General features: G+C 44.6%; 24 protein-coding genes and 1 pseudogene. 5 read left to right on the forward strand and 20 right to left on the reverse strand.

Annotated features, from left to right (window positions below):
• From Q0J48_RS00460 to secA, 3 genes and pseudogenes are all read right to left on the reverse strand, one after another.
• Positions 1–179, reverse strand: a pseudogene (locus tag Q0J48_RS00460) (transketolase); the annotation flags it as partial.
• 91 nt (positions 180–270) lie between these two features.
• Positions 271–1,372, reverse strand: a protein-coding gene (gene prfB, locus Q0J48_RS00465) for a peptide chain release factor 2 (protein WP_296240616.1) whose coding sequence is annotated in 2 segments (ribosomal slippage) — positions 271–1,299 and positions 1,301–1,372 — 1,101 coding nt in all. Because the reading frame shifts where the segments join, the coding sequence is not laid out codon by codon here.
• A complete protein-coding gene (gene secA / locus Q0J48_RS00470; RefSeq protein WP_296240618.1) occupies positions 1,372–3,765 on the reverse strand; it encodes a preprotein translocase subunit SecA in 2,394 nt (797 codons plus the stop codon). Before secA ends, prfB begins: the two co-directional genes overlap by 1 nt.
• 232 nt (positions 3,766–3,997) lie before the next feature.
• On the opposite strand from secA, the gene Q0J48_RS00475 reads away from it, so the two are divergent.
• The 3 genes from Q0J48_RS00475 to Q0J48_RS00485 all read left to right on the forward strand — a co-directional run bounded on the left by Q0J48_RS00475 (position 3,998) and on the right by Q0J48_RS00485 (position 5,223).
• Positions 3,998–4,495 carry a hypothetical protein gene (locus Q0J48_RS00475; RefSeq protein ID WP_296240619.1) on the forward strand — a complete coding sequence of 166 codons (498 nt, stop codon included), beginning with the start codon at positions 3,998–4,000 and terminating at the stop codon, positions 4,493–4,495.
• Between the two features lie 8 nt (positions 4,496–4,503).
• Positions 4,504–4,722, forward strand: a complete 219-nt coding sequence (locus Q0J48_RS00480; RefSeq protein ID WP_296240620.1) for a helix-turn-helix transcriptional regulator — start codon at positions 4,504–4,506, stop codon at positions 4,720–4,722.
• A gap of 90 nt (positions 4,723–4,812) precedes the next feature.
• Positions 4,813–5,223, forward strand: a complete 411-nt coding sequence (locus tag Q0J48_RS00485) for a helix-turn-helix transcriptional regulator (RefSeq protein ID WP_296240621.1) — start codon at positions 4,813–4,815, stop codon at positions 5,221–5,223.
• Positions 5,224–5,241: 18 nt separating this feature from the next.
• Here the strand turns inward: Q0J48_RS00485 and crcB are convergent, their stop codons facing one another.
• The 5 genes from crcB to Q0J48_RS00510 are packed head-to-tail and all read right to left on the reverse strand — an operon-like array spanning position 5,242 to position 8,877.
• On the reverse strand, positions 5,242–5,604 hold the full coding sequence (gene crcB, locus Q0J48_RS00490; protein ID WP_296240622.1) for a fluoride efflux transporter CrcB: 363 nt from the start codon (positions 5,602–5,604) through the stop codon (positions 5,242–5,244).
• Positions 5,601–6,437, reverse strand: coding sequence for a PfkB family carbohydrate kinase (locus tag Q0J48_RS00495; RefSeq protein ID WP_296240623.1), 837 nt, complete (start codon positions 6,435–6,437; stop codon positions 5,601–5,603). Before Q0J48_RS00495 ends, crcB begins: the two co-directional genes overlap by 4 nt.
• Complete coding sequence (locus Q0J48_RS00500; protein WP_296240624.1) at positions 6,434–6,910, reverse strand: S-ribosylhomocysteine lyase; 477 nt, start codon at positions 6,908–6,910, stop codon at positions 6,434–6,436. The genes Q0J48_RS00495 and Q0J48_RS00500 overlap by 4 nt, the downstream gene beginning before the upstream one ends.
• Positions 6,892–7,896 (reverse strand): A/G-specific adenine glycosylase, encoded by a 1,005-nt coding sequence (mutY, locus tag Q0J48_RS00505; RefSeq protein WP_296240625.1) that lies wholly within the window; start codon positions 7,894–7,896, stop codon positions 6,892–6,894. The genes Q0J48_RS00500 and mutY overlap by 19 nt, the downstream gene beginning before the upstream one ends.
• 18 nt (positions 7,897–7,914) lie before the next feature.
• Entirely contained in the window at positions 7,915–8,877 is a 963-nt protein-coding gene (locus Q0J48_RS00510) for a type I phosphomannose isomerase catalytic subunit (RefSeq protein WP_296240626.1), read from the reverse strand.
• A 66-nt stretch (positions 8,878–8,943) separates the two neighbouring features.
• Here Q0J48_RS00510 and Q0J48_RS00515 point away from each other — a divergent pair, with 66 nt between their 5' ends.
• A complete protein-coding gene (locus Q0J48_RS00515) occupies positions 8,944–9,735 on the forward strand; it encodes a nitrilase-related carbon-nitrogen hydrolase (protein ID WP_296240628.1) in 792 nt (263 codons plus the stop codon).
• A 17-nt stretch (positions 9,736–9,752) separates the two neighbouring features.
• A complete protein-coding gene (locus Q0J48_RS00520; RefSeq protein ID WP_296240630.1) occupies positions 9,753–10,724 on the forward strand; it encodes a P1 family peptidase in 972 nt (323 codons plus the stop codon).
• Here Q0J48_RS00520 and Q0J48_RS00525 read toward each other — a convergent pair.
• The 12 genes from Q0J48_RS00525 to Q0J48_RS00580 form a co-directional block, all read right to left on the reverse strand.
• Entirely contained in the window at positions 10,721–11,545 is an 825-nt protein-coding gene (locus Q0J48_RS00525) for a histidinol-phosphatase (RefSeq protein WP_296240632.1), read from the reverse strand. The genes Q0J48_RS00520 and Q0J48_RS00525 overlap by 4 nt on opposite strands.
• Positions 11,517–11,981: a low molecular weight protein-tyrosine-phosphatase gene (locus Q0J48_RS00530; RefSeq protein WP_296240633.1), complete on the reverse strand. Its 465-nt coding sequence runs from the start codon at positions 11,979–11,981 to the stop codon at positions 11,517–11,519. The genes Q0J48_RS00525 and Q0J48_RS00530 overlap by 29 nt, the downstream gene beginning before the upstream one ends.
• Positions 11,982–12,058: 77 nt before the next feature.
• Positions 12,059–13,390 carry an MATE family efflux transporter gene (locus Q0J48_RS00535; protein WP_296240635.1) on the reverse strand — a complete coding sequence of 444 codons (1,332 nt, stop codon included), beginning with the start codon at positions 13,388–13,390 and terminating at the stop codon, positions 12,059–12,061.
• 91 nt (positions 13,391–13,481) lie between these two features.
• A complete protein-coding gene (locus tag Q0J48_RS00540; RefSeq protein WP_296240636.1) occupies positions 13,482–14,174 on the reverse strand; it encodes a 5'-methylthioadenosine/adenosylhomocysteine nucleosidase in 693 nt (230 codons plus the stop codon).
• A 1-nt stretch (position 14,175) separates the two neighbouring features.
• Positions 14,176–14,877, reverse strand: coding sequence for a class I SAM-dependent methyltransferase (locus Q0J48_RS00545; protein WP_296240638.1), 702 nt, complete (start codon positions 14,875–14,877; stop codon positions 14,176–14,178).
• Entirely contained in the window at positions 14,867–15,205 is a 339-nt protein-coding gene (gene rsfS / locus Q0J48_RS00550; protein WP_296240639.1) for a ribosome silencing factor, read from the reverse strand. The genes Q0J48_RS00545 and rsfS overlap by 11 nt, the downstream gene beginning before the upstream one ends.
• 4 nt (positions 15,206–15,209) lie before the next feature.
• Positions 15,210–16,229, reverse strand: coding sequence for a nicotinate (nicotinamide) nucleotide adenylyltransferase (nadD, locus tag Q0J48_RS00555; protein WP_296240641.1), 1,020 nt, complete (start codon positions 16,227–16,229; stop codon positions 15,210–15,212).
• Entirely contained in the window at positions 16,226–16,516 is a 291-nt protein-coding gene (locus Q0J48_RS00560) for a YhbY family RNA-binding protein (protein WP_296240643.1), read from the reverse strand. Before Q0J48_RS00560 ends, nadD begins: the two co-directional genes overlap by 4 nt.
• Complete coding sequence (locus Q0J48_RS00565; RefSeq protein WP_296240645.1) at positions 16,516–17,595, reverse strand: GTPase; 1,080 nt, start codon at positions 17,593–17,595, stop codon at positions 16,516–16,518. Before Q0J48_RS00565 ends, Q0J48_RS00560 begins: the two co-directional genes overlap by 1 nt.
• Positions 17,588–18,109, reverse strand: coding sequence for a YqeG family HAD IIIA-type phosphatase (locus tag Q0J48_RS00570; protein WP_296240647.1), 522 nt, complete (start codon positions 18,107–18,109; stop codon positions 17,588–17,590). The genes Q0J48_RS00565 and Q0J48_RS00570 overlap by 8 nt, the downstream gene beginning before the upstream one ends.
• A 25-nt stretch (positions 18,110–18,134) precedes the next feature.
• Entirely contained in the window at positions 18,135–19,700 is a 1,566-nt protein-coding gene (locus tag Q0J48_RS00575; RefSeq protein WP_296240649.1) for an NAD(P)/FAD-dependent oxidoreductase, read from the reverse strand.
• On the reverse strand, positions 19,697–20,710 hold the full coding sequence (locus Q0J48_RS00580; protein ID WP_296240651.1) for an acyltransferase: 1,014 nt from the start codon (positions 20,708–20,710) through the stop codon (positions 19,697–19,699). Before Q0J48_RS00580 ends, Q0J48_RS00575 begins: the two co-directional genes overlap by 4 nt.
• Between the last annotated feature and the right edge of the window lie 2 nt (positions 20,711–20,712).

Raw genomic sequence — 20,712 nt, forward strand, 5'->3', positions numbered from 1 at the left:
AAACGGTCGCGGTCTTTACTGGATACATTGTCTTCGTTGATATCCATCTCCTGGAAATAGAGAGATGTCAGGATATCGGCTGCCGACAAGGATCCGCCCGGATGTCCGCTTTGTGCCGTATAGACCATCGTCAGGATATTTTTTCGTATGTTCAATGCATGTTGTTCTAATTCTGTCATAAACGACCTCCACGAATCTAAGTATACAAAAAAAGAAAGTTCATTCCAAGAATATGTGAACAAACTTTCTTAATTTAATTCTTTGTTTAAATTATTGAACTTGACTCTTTAAGTACGCAAATATGAATTCATCCAGATCCCCATCCAAAACCGCTTGGACTTGACTGGTCTCATAACCGGTTCGAACATCCTTGATCAAAGAATAAGGATGCAGAACATAACTGCGGATCTGGGATCCCCATTCATTGGCACTTTGTTCTCCCTTGATCTCGCGTAATTTCTTTTCTTTTTCTTCAATTTCCAGCTGATAAAGACGAGACTTCAAGATGCGCAGCGCTTCTTCACGGTTTTCATGCTGGCTTCGTCCATTTTGACAAGTCGCAACGATGCCGGTCGGTTTATGGACCATACGAACAGCACTGTCCGTCTTGTTGATGTGCTGGCCTCCGGCCCCGCTGGCACGCTTGGTCTCAACGATCAAATCCTCCGGTTTGATCTCGATCTCAATTTCATCGTTGAATTGCGGCATAACTTCCAAAGACGCAAAGCTGGTATGACGTCTGGCACCGGAGTCAAACGGTGAAATTCGCACAAGACGATGAACTCCTTTTTCCCCTTTTAAATATCCGTAAGCTTTATCGCCTTCCACTAAGAAGGTCACACTCTTGATTCCTGCTTCTTCTCCGGCAAGATAGTCTAATACTGTCACTTTCCAGCCTTTTTTCTCGGCATAGCGCGTATACATCCGATACAACATGCTGGCCCAGTCACAAGACTCTGTTCCACCGGCCCCGGGATGCAGCTCCAGGATCGCATTGTTTTGATCATACTCATGCGATAAAAGAACCTGGATCTCAAAAGCCGAAAATTGTTTTTCAACTTCCTGATATTCTTCCCCAGCCATCTCTAAAAGTTCCGGATCCATCTCTTCTTTTAAAACATCGGCGGTCTCATTCAGCGATTCCATCTGTTCTAAAAGCGATTGATAGTTATCTACGATTTCTTTTAAAGAGTTTCGGGTGCGGATGATCGCTTGGGCCTTGCGCTGATCATTCCAAAATCCTTCTTCTAAGGTCTGTTGATCGTACTCTTCGATCTGTTGTTCTTTTTGAGGTAAGTCAAAGTGACTCACCTAGAGAGCGAAGCTTCTCCAGGTGAGTACTGACTCCTTGTTTCAATTCATACAGTTCCATTACGCTTTTGTCTCCCTGCGGATCCTTACTTTACATAAGAAGAACGTGATCTCACGGTCGATACGGCGATTCATTTCTTCAAACATATCGAATCCTTCTTGTACATATTGTTGAAGCGGGTTGTTTTGCGCATAGCTTCGCAAATAAATACCACTTCTCAACTTATCCATACGGTCAATGTGGTTGATCCAGTTGCGGTCGATGTTGCGCAACACAACAGTTCTTTCAAAAGGCAAGAATTGTTTTTTGACAGGCTGGATCTCTTTTTCATATTCGCCCCAGATCTTATCGATCGCATAATTTTTGATCTCTTCATAAGATTTTCCTTCGATCTCACTGACTTTGATCTGTTTTTCTTCCTGCATTCCCATAACTTCAAAAGATTTGCAGACACCGGCCGGATCCACTTCGCCTTTTTTCGTATCCAACAAATTGGCTTGCAGCGTCTGTTCAATGGCTTTTTCAAAGATCGTACGTACCATTTCATGGACTTCTTCGCTTTCCAGGATGCGATTTCTTTGCGCATAGATGATCTCACGCTGACGGCGCAAAACATCATCATAATCCAACAGCTGTTTACGAGTATCAAAGTTGAATCCTTCTACACGTTTTTGTGCCATCGTGATCGAACGAGTGACCGCTTTGGACTGCACTTGCTCATCGCCTAATTTTTCAAACATCTTCTGCAGCTTATCGCCACCAAAACGAACCATCAAACTGTCTTCCAACGAAACATAGAAACGCGAGAATCCAGGATCTCCCTGACGTCCGCTACGTCCGCGCAGCTGATTATCGATACGGCGAGATTCATGGCGTTCCGAGCCCAGAACGGCCAATCCGCCCAGCTCACGAGTTTCATTGGTCAACTTGATATCGGTACCACGCCCCGCCATGTTTGTCGCAATCGTAACCGATTTTAAACGTCCTGCCTTGGCAATGATCTCCGCTTCACGAGCATGGTTCTTCGCATTCAACACTTCATGCGGGATGCCTTCTTTTTTAAGCATCTGACTAATCAATTCACTGGTTTCTACCGCAATCGTACCCACTAAGACCGGCTGTCCTTTTTCATACAGACGTTTAACTTCCTCCACTAAAGCACGATATTTTCGATCTTTATGTGCATAGATCTCATCATCTTCATCGACACGAATGACCGGCTTATTGGTAGGGATCACGACAACTTTCATATTGTATGTCGATAAGAATTCCTCTTCTTCCGTTTTGGCCGTACCGGTCATACCGGCCAGCTTTTCATACAGACGGAAGAAGTTCTGATATGTGATCGTTGCCAAAGTAGAAGTCTCTTCCTTGATCGGAACGCCTTCTTTGGCTTCGATTGCCTGATGCAGACCGTCACTATAGGCACGTCCTGGCATCAAACGTCCCGTAAACTGATCGACGATCACGATCTCTTGTTCTTCGCTGACAACATATTCTACTTCATTGGTAAAGATATAGTTCGCCTTCAACGCCTGATTGATATGATGCACCAGCTGGGTATGTTCAATATCGTATAGATTCTTGATCTTAAAATATTTTTCGGCTTTGTGAACGCCTTCTTCACTCAACATGACCTGACGAGTCTTTTCATCGATATCATAATCCCCCGAGATCAATGTTTTTTCATGGGTGAAACGATCCGTTTCATATTCAGGGGCCGTTAAGGTTTTGGCAAATTTGTCGGCCTGAATATACAGATTGGCGGTCTGTTTCTTGCCCCCGGAAATGATCAGCGGTGTACGGCTTTCATCGATCAACACCGAGTCAACCTCGTCGATAATCGCCATATGAAGGCCACGCATCACACGGTCTTCGACACGAGTGACCATATTATCACGCAAATAATCGAACCCTAATTCCGAGTTGGTCGTATAAGTGATATCGCATGCATAAGCTTCGCGTTTTTCATTCGGTCGCAGTTCCCGTTTATTGACACCGACACTCATGCCCAAGAAACGATAGATCTCACCCATCCAAGCGGCATCACGTCCGGCCAAGTATTCATTGACGGTGATCACATGGACCCCTTTGCCTTCCAAGGCATTCAGATAAACGGCCATCGTAGCAGTCAACGTTTTTCCTTCACCGGTCTTCATCTCTGCGATGTCGCCTTTGTGCATCGCCACGGCACCCATGACCTGTACGCGGTATGGCTTTTCATTGATCACACGATATGCGGCTTCGCGAGCTGTCGCAAAAGCTTCCGGCAACAGATCCTCTACTGTTTCGCCATTGGCCAGACGATTTCTATATTCTGTTGTTTTTTCTCTAAGTTCTTCATCCGATAAAGCTTCCATCTCTTTTTCATGAGAGAGCACTTGATCTGCGATCTTTTCCAATGTGCTGATCTCACGCTTTTCTTCGGAGAATAAATTCGAAAACAATCCCATAGGTATTCCTCCTGAATCTCATTTCTTACAAATTTAGACGCTATAGTATTGTATCATAGATTTCAATGGAAAACTAGAATTCCACCATTTCTTGATAAACTTTAGATATTTTATTTATTTCATTTATTATTTAATGTTTATCGATAATATTTTATTGATTTTTATAAAAAATGATGTTATAAAGTAAGCAGAAAGAGTTTTTGTAAGGTTCTTAAGAAGGAGTGATCAGAACATGAACAAGACCAACGACTTTATTTGTAATACAAAATTCCAGGAAGTAAAATCAAAAAATCTAAAAAGAACCATGTTGGCATGCCTCGTGATCACCGGAGCATTTGCGGTGCAAGCCGTTGTCAACATCACTCAATGGACCTTGTGGAATGTATGGACCGCGATCGGTTTTTCCAATTTTCTTTATCATCTGACGTGGAATATCGCCATCTTGGTCTTCTTTTTCACCATTCTATTTCTCTATTGGAGCCACGAAGCGTTTCATCAGATCCTTGCCAAAGGAATGAATATCATAGGGATCCTTTTTCTTGTCGTAGCTTTTATCGTACCGCGGATCAGTGATTCTGTTTCAGTCCCTAGCGGGATGTCATTTATCCGATATCATGATTTTATTCTGGCGGATGGCGTCTATATCATCTTAGGTGTGATCTGCCTGTTGCTTGGGGTATTGTTCTTAAACGGCTATCGTCTACAAAATGAAGTCGATGCGATCCTGTAGGTGAAGTTATGGCAATCATATTACGTTTAGATCGCATGATGGCCGATCGGAAGATCTCTCTTAATGAATTATCGGAAAAAGTCGGCATCTCCAATGTGAATCTATCCAATCTGAAAACCGGAAAAGTCAAGGCGATCCGCTTTTCCACCCTGAATGCGATATGCGAAGTGTTGGAATGTCAGCCTGGGGATATCTTGGAATACAAAAATGACGAAGAAATCGAGTAAACCAACAGACGAGCAAACTCAACTGACAGTCGGTTGAGTCCATCCTAACGATCGTGATAGGATGCATACAAGAAGAAAGAGGTAGTCATCATGAAAAAACAAACTTTTGGACAAATGATATCTTCCTTGCGTAAAGAAAAAGGAATGACCCAGCTTGAGCTGGCGGAAAAGATGGGTGTCACCGATAAGGCCGTATCCAAATGGGAACGAGATCTCTCTTTTCCCGATGTGAATTCGATCCCAAAACTTGCCGAGATCTTTGAGATATCCATTGATGAGCTCATGCAAACAAAGGACAGCACAAAGAAAAAAGATAGTACTGAGATATCTGAGATCCTTGATATCACTCTAAAAGGAATTGCCTTAGCGATGGGCATTGCCGTTGTCGTACTTTCATTTTTAAATCAAATCGAAATCAAGAACGCCATGAGTATGTTAGGAATCGGACTGGTATGCCTGGCTCTTTCTCAATTTCCCAACAAAAATAAAGATCAGGGATAAATAAACTCCCTGATCTTTTCATTTTATGAGAAGCTGCGGCACAAACACCGCAATCACGCCAAATACGATACTGCATCCCACATAGAGGATTGCCATTCCGGTTTGACCAGATTGGATCAGCTGACTCGATTCCAAAGAAAAGGTGGAAAAAGTCGTAAAACCGCCACAAACCCCAACCTTAAAAAACAAGATCCAGCGCGGATCGATGTTGGGATTTTTGGAGACAAGACAGGCAATACACCCGATCACAAAAGAGCCGATCACATTGATCCAAAGTGTATGGAGGGGAAACCCATGCGTTTCCAATGGGATCTTGCCCCCTAAATATCGCAGGATCGATCCTAGAAACCCGCCTAATCCTACCGCTATACAATCGATCATCGTATTCCTTCTTTCTTGACGATCTTTTCTTTCGCCTTTTGATTTGCTTTTTCCAACATGGTCTCCAGATCCATCCCTTGGGATAAGCTGTCTAAACAACTGCCCGCATGCGTATCGCCGGCTCCGGTCACGTTTTCCGATCGCACAGGCTGCACAGCGACGTGAACCAGTTTTTGATCATATGCATAGGATCCGCGAGAAGCATCAGTCACGATGACCGGCTGCCCTGTCTTTTGCCAAAGCATTTCCATCCCTTTTTTGAATTCCTGCCCCGTCCAAGCTTCGCATTCTTCTTTATTCATGTGCAAAACAGGATGTAAGGTCAACATTTCTTCTAAAACTGCCGGGATCTGATCCACGCGAGGTCCAGGAGAAAAGAAAACTTTTTGTTTTTTATTTTTCAGATAGTCGATCACGCAATGATTCTGTTTTTCTTCCAGATCGATCCCCGATACATAGACCCATTCGGTCTCGGGAAGATCTTCCAAGATCTCTGGCGAAAAATGATACTCAGCTCCATGATTGGCCATAAAAGTACGTTCCCCATTGGGTTCGATCAGACAAAAACAAACGCCATTTTCTTCCAAGACTTGAGGACAGTAAAAAGAAATATCTTCCTGTATAAGCGCTTGTTTGACAAAGTCTCCATAGATGCCCGTGCCGCAAGGGCAAGCCAAGATACTCTGTTCGCAAGCCTTGGCCACATGATAGCCGCAGCCTCCGATCTTGGTTTCGCGTTTCTTGACTTTGACATCCTGGCACGAAAGCGGCAAATGATCCACATAAAGGATCACATCACACGTACAGGATGCCAGGATCAGCTTTTCACTCATACGATCTTTCTTTCATAAGGATCATAGGAGATCCCTTTTGCCAAGATTTTCTTGGCCCATTCCTGCGCCCCAAACAAAGAATGGTCGCGATAATTTCCGCATTCTTTTTCTTTTGTTCCCGGAACTTGTTCCCAGGAGGTCTCTACGATTGCCTGCAAGCTCTCTTTTAAGGCTACAGCTATTTCTTGCGGGTCATGTTCTTTCCAACATAACAAGTGGAATCCGGTGCGGCACCCAAACGGAGAACAATCGATGTAGCCGGGGACCTGCGGGCGCAAGTATAGTGCTAAAAGATGTTCCAATGTATGCATGGCCCCCGTCGGGATTTCTTCTTGGTTCGGCTGACAAAGGCGCACGTCATAATTGGAAATGACATCTCCCTGTTCCCCGGTCTCAGTATCGATCAACCGCACGTAGGGCGCTTGTACTTTTGTGTGATCCAAAGTAAAACTCTCTATAATGATTTCTGGCATTTTTCTCTCTCCTCTATAATTTTTTCTGCTTGTTTTAAAAAAGGCTGAAAAGCACTGGGAATCGATATTTTCTCATGGATCTCGTCCAAAGAATAAAAGTCTTCGTTTCCCTCTTTGACAAAACAAACCATCCCCTTCATATGCCACTCGACATGGGAAAAGATGTGGGTATAGGGTTCCAATACTCTTTTTTCTTCTACCTGTTGAGGCATGTTCTCATCAAATCCAAACAAGCCCGCCAACAAGCCTTGAGAAGGCCGCTTTTTCAAGTGGATCTTATCTTGATAGATCCAAATATAAAACATCGGCTCTTCGATTCGCCGCGGTTTCTTTTTTGCCGACACCGGAAGCGCATGGGCATCACCGCAGAGTAAGGATTGGCAATCCTTTCGGATCGGACAGATATCGCATCTTGGATTTTTAGGAATACAGACCAAAGCTCCCAGCTCCATCAACGCCTGGTTGTAATCGCTGATGGGATCTGCCAAAGAGGCATCGACCAATTCCGTGATCTGCTTTTTGATTTTTGTCTGTGATACATCTTCCGTGATATGGTAAAGACGAGAAAAAACACGGATCACATTACCATCCACCGCACTGACTTTTTCATCAAAGGCGATCGAAGCGATTGCCCCGGCCGTATAGTCGCCAATGCCCGGCAGTTTAGATAGTTCCTTTTTGGTCTGCGGGAACTGTCCATGATAATTTTCGACACAGTAAGCCGCACATTTCTTCATATTTTTGACCCGATTATAATATCCCAAGCCTTGCCAGATCTTGACCAGGTCGTCTTCGTGGGCTTGTGCCAAACTGTTAAGATCCGGATATCGAGCCATAAAGCGCTCGTAATAAGGAAGCATCGCTTCAATCCGGGTTTGCTGCGCCATGATCTCAGAGACCCAAATCGAATACGCCTCTTTCTTTTGTCGAAAGACCAGCTTCCGGGCATTTTCCTGATACCAGCGCAATAGATCTTCTTGAAACATAAAACCAAAAAAGCAGGATCAAACCCTGCTATAGATCCACTGACAATCGCCAGTGACCTTGACTTCTCCACTACCCGCGGTAATAAAGATCGTATCGCCTTTTTGAAGTTCCAGTTTTGTATCCTGGTTTTCCACCACGGCACTGCCTTCCACCAACACCAGGGCTCCAAAACTTTCTTCATCCACTGGGATCGATGTGGATCCTTTTAATGTCGTTTCAAAGCTTGTAAAGTAATCGCATGTCCCGAGCATGACCGTAGAAGTGGTTTCATCGCTGACAGGTTCTCCCACCGGTTTGAAATCCGATTCGATCGGATCCAGATTGGAAACATCGATGGCCTTATCGATATGCAGTTCACGTGGTTTCCCGTCTTTTCCCACACGCCCAAAATCATACACACGATAGGTCGAATTGGAATTCTGCTGGATCTCACAAAGTGTCGTTCCTGCTCCGATCGCATGGATCGTACCTGCCTGGATAAAGAAGACATCGCCTTTGTGTACCGGTACTTCTTTGAGGACTTCTAAGATCGTATTATCTTCGATGCGCTGACGGAATTCTTCTTTCGTGATCGAACGATTGACCCCGAAATATAAAGTAGCTCCTGGTTCGCAATCCAAGATATACCACATTTCTGTTTTTCCGTATTCTTTTTCAACCCGCAATGCATATTCATTATCAGGATGCACCTGGATCGACAGCGGCTGCTTTGAATCGATGAATTTGATCAACATCGGGAAGAATTCAAACTCTTTTCCTTTTGTTCCCAAACAGTCCTTTCCTAAAGCATCAATGTATTCTGTCAAGGTTTTTCCGGCATACTCACCCGTTAAAACGATGCTGGGTCCATCCGGATGCGTAGAGACTTCCCAACTTTCGGCTACAATATCCAGATCGCTTTTCTTTCCGTATTTTTCCTTTAAATTTGTACCGCCCCAAATATAATCTTTATAAGCAGGGCCTAGTTTTACAATTGGCATGATTTCACTCCTGTTCTCATCGGCTTTATTATAAATCATTTTTCTAAATCGTGGTATGATAAAACTATGAAAATCGGCATGATCCAGGTCCGTGTCCGTGATGACCTCAGCGAAAATCTAGATCAGGTAAAAACCTTGGCCAAAAAGTGTATAGAAAACCATGCGGACATCCTGGTTTTCCCAGAAATATGGAATTGCCCGTATACGAATGAAAAGATCTGCCAGAGTGTTCCCTCTTATGATCCGTGTGCCCATTTGATGCGCTCAATCTCACAAACGGGACAATGTCTGGTCGTTGCCGGCACTTTGGCCCATAAGATCGATCAAAAGATCTATAACGAGTGTCTGATCTTTGATCATGGAGAACAGATTGGGGCTTATCAAAAAACACATCTGTTTGAGATCCATACCAATCATACGGATTATCAGGAAAAAGATGTGTTTACGCCCGGGAATTCTCTTTGTACATTTCCTACTTTATGGGGAACCATGGGTGTCTTGATCTGTTACGACATCCGCTTTCCAGAAATGACGCGGCGGTTGGCCCAGGCAGGGGCCCAGATCATCTTTTGCCCGGCCGCCTTTAATAAACAAGTCACGCAAGCCCACTGGACCCCGCTTTTTCAAACGCGGGCCATGGAAAACCAAGTGTTTATGGTCGGGGTCAATCCGGCCCAATATCAATTTGACAATTTTGAAAGTTTTGGTCACTCAATCATCACCGATCCCTTTGGAAAGATCGTTTATCAAATGGATGAAAAAGAACCTGTGGCCATCGTCGATATTGACTTAAACCGAATCCAGCAGATTCGAGACCGCATGCCGTTTTGGAAGATTCGCAGAACGGATCTGTATTAAACAAGGAGAAGAAACAAATGAAAGAGATCGCAATTCAGGAATTAGAAGATTTTAAGATCGGCCACGCTCAAGATCTGGAAAAAGGCACCGGCTGTACCGTGATCATCTGTGAACAAGGTGCCACCGCCGGCGTAGATGTCCGCGGTGGAGGTCCTGCCACCCGTGAAACCGACCTTTTGAATCCCAAAAATATGGTCCAGCAGATCCATGCCGTAACTTTGGCGGGTGGAAGTGCTTTTGGCTTAGAGGCCAGCTGCGGGGTCATGGACTATTTGAGTGAACATCAGATTGGTTTTGATATGAAAGGCATTACGATCCCCATCGTATCTGGCGCTTGTTTATTTGACTGCAGCGTTTCCGATCCTAAGGCATACCCTTCCAAAAAAATGGGGTACCAGGCTTGTGAAAATGCTCAAACCCATCAGCCCCAACAAGGATGTGTCGGCGCCGGCACAGGGGCAAGTGTAGGTAAATTTATCGGTTTTGACAAAGCCATGAAATCCGGCTTAGGAATCGCCGCTTATCAAGTTGGCGATCTAAAATTAGCGGCAATCGTGGCTGTCAATGCGTGCGGCGATGTCTACTTTGAAAATTCCAATCGACCCATCGCCGGAATCTATGACTATCAAAAACAATGCCGGATCTCGACAACGGACTGGATATTGGAAAACGAACCTATTGTAGAGTCTTGCGGCATGAATACGACGATCGGCTGCATCATCACAAATGCCAATCTTTCTAAAGCCCAAATCAATAAAGTGGCTTCCATGGCTCATAACGGATATGCACGAACGATTCGACCGGTCCACACCTCCAGTGACGGGGATACGATCTTTGCGATGGCTTCCGGAAAAGTAGAAGCAGAACCCGATATCGTCGGTGTTCTGGCTGCCAAAGCCATGGCAAAAGCCATCGAAAATGCCTGCGTCAAGGCTACCCCTCTCTACGGCCTTACAACGTATTCCGAAATCCAAGAAAAAAGCGTCTAGAGACCAAACTGGTCAATAGGCGCTTCTTTAAATCCTTCCGGTGTCAAAACCATCATCGAAGTAAAACCAATATCGCGAATCTGTTTCAGTGACTCCGCATAGTGGCAATCTAACATGTGGCAATCATGACAATCGCTGTTCAATATAATTTTTCCTCCCTTTTGGAAGAGATATTCCAGCAAGCTTTTGTGCGGATACGGATGTTTGCGATAGCCTCGCGAGATTGCCCCGGTATTGATCTCAAAGATCTTTCCGGCCTGAACCAAAACATCGATGCATGCTTGGGCATAGCTCAAATAAGCTGGATCCGTAAATGAAAGATAGTGTTCATCTTCATTGAATTTCATCAACAGATCCAAATGTCCTACAATATCCACTTCTTCAAATTGTGCTAGTTTTTGAAGATCTTCATAGTAATCCTTGGCATAGGAAAGAAAATCTCCACCGTACAAATCTGTGATCTCATCGGTCATCGCTTGTGAATAATCTACATTTTTAACTTGGTTTTTTACCTGGATAAAATGCTTGCTGCCAATCACAAAATCATAAGGATCTTTCGAAGGAATCCGCTGCGTCATATCTTCTTCGATACCGACATAGATCTGGATCTGATCTTTATACTTCTCTTTTGCCGCTAAGATCTCCTTTCGATAAGAAACCAGATCTTCTTCTTTCATCGCAACCTCATCGTATCGACAAGGTCCATGTCCGGAGAATCCTAAAATCGTAAATCCTTTCTGGATCGCCGTTTGCACCATTTGGTCGATCGTGTCTTTGCCGTCACAATAAACACTATGCGTGTGTAGATTCTGTTTGATCATTTGTGATCCTTTCTAACCATTCTTGACAACCTTGAACGATATCTTGGTAAGCTGTTTCAAAATCATCTGTATACCAGGGATCTGCCACATCCCGATCCGCCAACAAAGAATAGACTTTCTGTTGCGGATCCATCTTAAACAATCGTTTTAGATTCTGATGATTCCAGCGATCCATCCCGATGATATAATCCCATTTCCCATATTCGTCAAAACGAACCTGACGGGCCTGGCGGCAAGAAAAAGGAATTCCCTTTTCTTTCAATTTCCGTTGAGCAGGAGGATAGATATCCCGTCCAATCTCTTCGGTACTCGTTGCCGCCGAAGCAATCAAGAATTGATCTTGGATTCCTTTTTGGGCAATCAAGTCTTTAAAAATATATTCCGCCATCGGCGAACGGCAGATATTGCCGTGGCAGACAAACAATATTTTGATCATAGTTTATTCCTCTTTTTGTTCATTATATTTCTTTTTTGTGATTTTCAAAAGAAGGAGTCCGTTTTTTTACCAACACTTTACACTTTTTTCAAAGCATGCCGATAGAGCCAGAAAGAAAGGCCGGCGCTGATCACTTCCGTGATCCAGAAGGCATGCCAAACTCCGGTCGCTCCCAAAAGGCGGGACAAAACAAACGCAATCGGCAAGATCAAAACCACATACCGCAATAAAGAGATCATCAAAGAAGGTACCCCTTTGCCTAATCCTTCCAAAGAACCGCAGGAGATCACCGATAAAGATGAAATCACAAAACCAAGACTGATCAAGCGTAAGGCCAAACTGCCCACCTGGATCGTTTGCGGATTTGACGAAAACAATCCAATCAATTTTTCCGGGATTCCCCAGCACAGAATCGTTCCCAGCACCATGATGCCTACCGACAACAAAAAAGCGGTTCGATAAATGGCATGCACTCGCTGCATCTCTTGCGCCCCATAGTTATAACCAATGATCGGCCGCATGCCCTGAACGATCCCGTTCACCGGCAAATACAGAAAGGTCTGCAGTTTATAATACACGCCAAGCACCAAGATATAGACCGAAGAGAAAGCCGCTAAAATGATATTGAGACAAGAGATCAATAATGATGGAAGAGCAAGATTCAAAGTGGCAGGGATCCCCACGGCATACATTTTTTTGACCAGACTCCAGCCCATCCCCTTTTGAGGAATCCGGATATGAACGGGAAAGTTTCCAAACTTGTAACAGATCAGATAGATCAATACGCCGATCGTCTGTCCAATTCCCGTAGCCCAGGCCGCTCCCTCGATTCCCATTTGCGGAAATGGTCCCCAACCAAAAATCAAAATCGGATCCAAAACAATGTTGATGATGCATCCCGACAACATACAGATCATCGTAATCATCATCTTTCCCGAAGCTTGAAAGATCTTTTCCATCGCCATGGATACGGCAATAAATACCGAAAAGCCAAAAGCGATCCGTGCATAGCGAACGCCCAGATCGATCACCAAAGCCTGACTAGTGAAACAACTCAAAAACCAGGGAATGATCCCTATGCATACGATCATCAACAAGATCCCGTGCATCCCATTACAGATCAAGCTCCAGGAAGCAGCCGTATCGGCTTTCAGTTTGTTCTGGGCTCCCAAATGATACGCAATGACCGCATTGGCACCCACTGAAAAGCCAATCGTCACCGCATTGATCAGATTCTGAATAGGAAAGACAAGGGACAGAGCCGTCATCGCATCTTCACTGATCTGAGCCACATAGTAACTATCCACGATATTATAAAGAGCCGAGACCATCATGGAAATGACCATGGGCAGCGACATCGAAAGAACAAGCGGCAATACCGGTCTTGTCTTCATAAACGATTGATTCATAAGATTTCCCCTTTCAAGCCAAAAAAAGAGCTATATCCTTCTTGAATTTCAAGAAAATATAGCTGTTGCGCATCTTATTTTTTCACAGTGTTCAGCGATTGTCAATTACAGTTTTTTTCAGAAAACTTTCTACTAGATGACTGGACTGCTGACTCGCATGTTGAACGTATGTCGAAAATTCCATGGGATTGTCATGATGAACGGCTACATCGCTGAGGGAGCGGATGATCACAAAAGGAACTTGAAAGGCATCTGCCACCTGCGCCAAGGCCCCGGCCTCCATTTCTGAACAGATAGAGTCCGGAAAATTCTTCATCAGTTTTTGAAAATCTTCTTCTTTGGCCATAAACAGATCTTGTGAGGCAATCGCTCCTACATGATAGCGAATCTGGTTTTCTTGGGCGGCTTCGATTGCCTTTTGAATCAAATCCCGATGGGCATGATAACGCAAGCCCAATCCTTTTGGCCCATCCAGACTTGTCGTATCAAAATCCGCCTGGATCACATCGTCACTAATGACGATATCTAAGACTTCTTGCTCTTCTTTGAGCCCTCCGGCCGTTCCAATATTGATCAAAGCTTCCAGATCATGCGTCAAACAAAGAGCTGTGGTGACCATGGCAGCCCCGACCTTGCCAACTCCGCTCTTGCATAAGACCACTTCGACTCCGCCGCATGTCCCGTAGACAAAATCAAACAAGCCGATTTTCTTGGTGCTTTGGATCTGACATAATTTTTCGATGGCCTGGACTTCCACATCCATGGCGGCAATGATTCCTATCATCTTATTTCCTCCTGCATACAAAGAAGTATTTTTCTCCTTCCTGGATGCCTTCCTGATCAAAATCCGTCGTGATCTTTTCTATCGTAAAGTATGGTTTTAAAGTTTCGATCAGCCAGGCCGGATCATACACGCGCTGCATATGATGTTCCTGGATCACGGTTCCGTCTTCTTTATAAAAGGCAAAATCTTGATAGATCACATCTTCTTCACTGGTGATCGACCACTGATAATCCACATCGAGAATATGGCCGGTTTCATTGAATTCTTCTTGAAACTCCTGCAGCCGATCCAGCGAGTGGGTATCAAAAAAGAAGAATCCCTGGTCGGTTAAATGGTCATAGACTTCCCGAAAAAAATCTTTGACTTCTTGCGGATCCAATAAATAGTTAAAGCTGTCACAAAGACAAAGGATGGCTTCATAATGCCCCAATCCGTGTAGATTGCGCATATCCTGGCAAAGATATTGGATCGATGAATTCTTATCTTTTTCCCTGGCTTGTTGGATCATCGACTCACTTTGATCCAAAGCCGTCATTTGATATCCTTTTTGCGATAGAACTTGTGTGATCTCGGCACTGCCGCAAGCCAATTCTAAGACTGAACAAGGAGCCGATGAGGCCATGATCCAATCGACCCACGCCAAAGTTGCCTGATCATCTTTGACCAAAGCATCATAATAATAGGCCAATGTATCATAGATCATAGATTTCGACCGGAACATCCGCATACAGACGGTCCAATCGATACACCTCTCTTTCCTGCTGGACAAACAGATGAACGACAACATCTTGCAGATCGATCAAGATCCAACGGGAATCCGCATCGCCTTCGATCCGCATCGGCGTTTGGATACCGGCTTCCTTCAAACGATCTTTGATGTTTTGACAAATCGCATTGTTTTGCCTTGTATTTGCCGTAGATGCGACGATCATGTGATCCATGAAAGGCGTTAACGTGCGCGTATCATAATCGCGAATATCATATCCTTTTTTTTCGCTGATTGCCTTACAAACTATTTCACGAACTTCCAATTCTCTATTCCTTTCCTTCCAAATATTTTTGGTTTTCTTCTTTGACCATCCAGAACCCTTGTAGAAGGTCTTGTTTGACCAAATCGATCTGCTTCTGTACCGGATATCCTCGCAAAGGGTCCAACTTGTCCGCACAGAAAATGATCATCGCATAGGGGTCGGTACTGGTCCCTAATACATGATGATAGATCGCTTGTCGAATCTGGAAATCATGGATCCCAAAGATTCGATCCACGATCTCGCTGGCGACAAAACCATGCCAGACAGGACACGGATAGTGCATATTTTCCGGGCAAAGGATCTCCATCCATGGTTTCATTTCCGCTTCGGTCATATTCTTGGCAATATCATGAAAACAGCCAATCAAATAAGCACGATTGGGATCCAGATCATGAGCGCAGGCAAACTCTTCACAAAGCTTTGCCACGGAAAATGAATGAGCCACTCGTTTCGGTTTTAAGCGTTCCTCTAAAAAGCCCTTCAAATACAAACGATGTTGATAGATATAATCCAGCACTTGCGGCGCCAGATAATTCAGTTTTTTTCCTCTTCGGATCTCGCTGCTGGAAACAGGCATGGGCACCATATGGATCCGCCGGATCGGATACGCCGTGTTGCCAAGTTTCCCATCCCGGTCAAAGCACACAAACTGCGCCAGACAAACCAAGGTATCCGGCTCTTTCCAGCGGTCGAACTGTTCTAACTGGTCATTGCCGATCAGCCAAAAAAACTCATGGTCGGGATATCGTGCATGAAGTTCTTTTAAAGTATCGACCGTATAGCTTGTCCCTTCCCGCTCTAATTCGATCGTACAGACTTTATAATCCGGATAGGGTTCTAAAGCCATTTTCAACATGGCCAGACGATCTTGATCGTCGGTCAGCTGGCGATCTTTTAAAGGTGTTTTTTTTGTCGGCAGAAACCAAACTTGAGAAACCCCCAATTGTTCTTTGGCCTGATGAGCCATTTGAAGATGTCCCAAATGGACCGGGTCAAAAGAACCGCCTACGATTGCGACCTTCATTTCTTTAATCCCAACTTGTTTTCTTTACTGCGGCGATAGAGAAGGAAGGTTCGCCCTACAATATGGACGATCTCGCTATGAGTCTGCGAAGAACACTCAATGGCCGCTTCCCGAACATCGATCGGGCTTGTTTTCAACAGTGTGCATTTTACTAGTTCATGCGCTTCTAATGAATCGTCTAAGGAACGAATCAAATTATAACTCAGCCCTTCCTTGCCGATCTGAAATAAAGGGCGCAAAGATTGTCCCATCTTTCGTAACAATTTTTTATTTTGTGCCGTAAGCATTAGATCATCGCCTTTCTAAATGATACTTGGATCCCTTTATGGACCCGAACATAAACATCCTGGATCGCTCCGCTGATACAAAACCATCCCAGCCCATGGATCACGACATCCATCTTGTCTTCCGAGATCATCGGAGCATGGTAGGTATGCATCGTCAATAAAGAGGTGTCAACACAAGGCACCAGCATTTCATTGAGATGTTTTTGCCAAAGGGCGTCGGCAGTGGAAAGTTTCCCCCGATGGATCGGCAGCGACCGCGAGAAATACCCAACGACACTCGCCTTTCCATTCACGACAACATCCAAGCGGGCCAAACCGCCCACCGCATAACTTTGATCTTCAAATGCCTGAGACACAAAAGGTCGGATCGGTTTTGTGGGAATCACCGTCTTTAGATCCCGCGGATTTAAGATCGAGAGCATGCTGTGGCGATTCTCGATTCCCGGAGAATCAAAGATCGTATATCCGTCTTGTTCAATCGGCACCAGGTCCAGTGTCGTTCCCGGATGCCGGGAGATCGTCAAATCTTTGGATGCCATCAGCCGATTCAAGATTGTCGATTTTCCCGCATTGGCTACCCCCATAAAGATCACATCCTGGCCTTGACGGTAAGTATGGATCGCTTGCACGATCTTCATCAAATTCTGTGTGCTTTGTTCATCGTGCTTGAGAAGGTGACCGCAAATCAAGATATCTTTGACTTCAATATTCTCTTCTGCCAATCGCTGGCGCACAAACCGCAAGATCTTTTCATCTTGTAAAGTTTTGGGCAACACATCGCGTTTGGTCAAGATCATGATGATCTCTTTGCCCGGCAGTTTTTGATTCAGGCGAGAGATCATGCTGGCTTCAAAAGTAAATAGATCTACGACCCAGAATACGATGCCGTCGATCTTATTGATCTTTTCTAAAGTTTGATTGGATTCGATGCCCTGCTGCATCGAGATCGTCACCTGATCATAATGACGAATTTTGTAGCATCGCTGACAATAACTGGCATCTAAAGCCGGTACATAGCCTAATCCTTGCGGATCATCGTTTTGTAACGCGATCCCGCAGCCTTTACAATACTTAGTCATCGTATACTCCTTTCTGGAATCCTTTTTTCGCTAGTCTTCGAAAAACAAAATTCTCAAACTTTCGCGTAAACTTCGTCGTAGAACGATCCACCTTGGAGATCGGTGCCGTTAAGATCACATAGATCCCGGCCAGGTTTCCTCCCAAGACATCGGTAAAAAGCTGATCCCCTAAGATCGCTACTTCCTTTTTATGGCAATGGTGATCTTTGACTGCCTTCCAAAACCGAAACGGCATCGGCTTACAAGACAGAGAATAGACTTGTGAAACGTGCAGCTCTTTTCCAAAACGATAGGCCCTTTTTTTCGTCGCGTTAGAACACAGGGCCACAGTGATCCCGGAAGCTTTGACTTTTTCAATAAAGTCGATCACTTCCTGGTTAGGGACCTTTTCATTGTAAGCCATCAAAGTATTATCTATATCACACAAAAGCAATCGGATCCCCGCTTGTTTTAAGCGGTCGATATCGATCTTTTGATAACTGGAAACATAATAATCCGGTTTGAAAAGTGACATGGTTCCTCCTTACTTTTTCCTCATTTTATAGTGGTTTCGCAAAAGATTCAATGATCTTTTCCGCACACCGCAAGCCATCGATCGCACTGGTCATGATTCCGCCGGCATAACCGGAACCTTCACCACAAGGGTAGATTCCTTTGATATTGGATTGAAGATCTTCATCCCGAACGATGCGAACCGCTGCGCTGCTTCGAGATTCAACCGCTGTCAACACTGCATCCTCCAAGCTAAAGCCCGGAATCCGTTTTTCAAATTGGATCAGTCCTTCATGCAGTGCCTGATTCACAGAATCGGAAAACAATTCATTGAGATCCACAAAGGTCGTCTTTCGGCAATAGGTGCTGGAAACTTTGCCAAATTCCTTGGAGCAGATCCCCTGCAGATAATCTTTGCTCAGCTGAACACAGGCCCGGTAATCCTTCCCTAATGAAAAAGCTTTTTTCTCAAGCACTTCCTGATATTCCAAGCCCGCAAAAAGCTGGGTTCCATAATCTTTTTCATTGACTTGCACCAACAAGGCACTGTTGGCATTTTCTCCATCCCGGGCCGCATAACTCATGCCGTTGACAACCAATTTCCCTTCGGAAGAAGAACAAGGAATCACCAGTCCGCCTGGACACATACAAAAGGTATAGACCCCTTTGTCGTTGGAGGCCGTCATGGATAACTGGTAGCGGGCTGGCCGGAAGCGATCATCCTGGGCCATCTCATGTAAAATGGCCTGATCGATAAAAGCTTGTTGATGTTCGATGCGAACCCCGACGGCAAAAGGTTTATTTTCCATATGCAGTCCTTTTTGCGCACACATTCGAATCGTATCCGAAGCACTATGTCCAATGCTTAAGATCATCTGTTCACACAAGATCTTGCCTTGCGAGGTATGGATTGCTTTGAGCTGCCCCGCTTCGATCTCCAGATCCAGTAAGCACGTATCGTAATAGATATCGGCTCCCCATGCCCGTAACCGCTGGTCCAAATGTTCCAGGATCGGTACAAAACCATCGGTTCCTATATGCGGGTGCGCATCGATCAAAATATCCGGATCGGCTCCCAGTTCCACAAACTCCTGGAGAACTTTGCGGCTGCGCGGATCTTTGGAACGCGTCGTCAATTTGCCGTCACTGAAAGCGCCCGCACCTCCTTGGCCAAACTGGACATTGCATTCCGGATCTAAGGGGCCGCCTTCCCAAAATGTCTTGACCTTTCGCTGTCGCGCCAAAATATCGCTTCCTCTTTCAATCACGATTGGACGATAGCCTTGCTTGGCCAACTGCAGAGCCGCAAACATCCCAGCCGGTCCAAAACCGACCACCACCGGGCGATGGTGTAAGATCTGTGATCCTGGGCAAACCTCGTGATACGTTTCATCGGGGCACAAATGAACGTCCCGCAATTTTAAAAATCGCTTTTCATTGCGAACCTTGGCATCCACAGTATACGAAAAAAGGATCTTTTGGTGGCGGGCATCCACGCTTCTGCGATGAATGTGCCATGCGAAAAGATCTTTTTTGGAGATATGCAGTTTCTTTAAGAGCTGGCCTTCGATCTGGTCTTCACGAAGGCACTTGATCTGTGAAATTCGTATCATAATAATTGTTTTAAAATCGGAAATTGTTCTTTATATCTGACCACTAAAGAGGCAAAGCCTTGCGATAAAGCAATCGTTAAGAAATAAACGACGATATGCGCATTCGGTAAAAGCGCCAACAGCGGGACCGCAAACAAAATATGGACCGTATAGATCAACAGCGAATCTTCACGCATACTGCGGTACACCGGTTTATAAGGAATCTTTGTCGTCAATAAAGTATTGACCAGGAAATAAGTCGTTGGGATCAGACTCAGATACATACTGGTCAGATCACGCATCATTCCTAATATAATATACAGTGTTACTTCAATGACCAGCAGGGCAAAGCTGATGATCAAGGCAATCTGTGAAAAGCGTCCCGATAACCGTTTGGTCTTCGCCAACAAGCAGCCGATCCCAATAAAGATCGGGGCAAAGAAGAAGCCGTTTCGACTTGTCGTGATCGTGACGGTAAAAAAACGGAACAAGAAACTGATCACCGGGATCGTTTCCCATAAAGGCGCAAAAACATTCAACAGATAACCTACAAAGTAAAGGATCAGTGACGTCTTCAACATAAAGATCATGCCTTTTTTCTGATACAGAAAATATGCGATGATCATCCCGGTCATCAAGGCCGGTAAAAACCATAAGTGATAGTAAGATCCATTCAACAAAAAGTTTCGAAGATACGATACGATCCCGATCCAGCCAGTTCCGGCACTGATATAGTTATAGATCGTGTAGGGCAAATACACTACGGTCCAGATCAAATAGATCTTCAATAAACGAAAAAGGTATCGCTTCAACAATTCTTTGTTTTCTTCTTCATCGTTTGTCAATTTACGAAAGAAGAAGTATCCGCTGATCGTAAAGAAAAACGGAACCGCCATTCGACAGATCGTCTGAATGAAATAAGTATTGAATGTTTCGTTGAGTTCAATAAACGGAAATGTATGAATACAGACGACCAAAAGAGCACTGACATATTTGGCAATGTCAATGGCCGCCAGTTGTTTTCTAGCCATGT

It is taken from the genome of uncultured Faecalicoccus sp. (genome assembly GCF_944325745.1).
Lineage (GTDB): Bacteria > Bacillota_I > Bacilli_A > Erysipelotrichales > Erysipelotrichaceae > Faecalicoccus.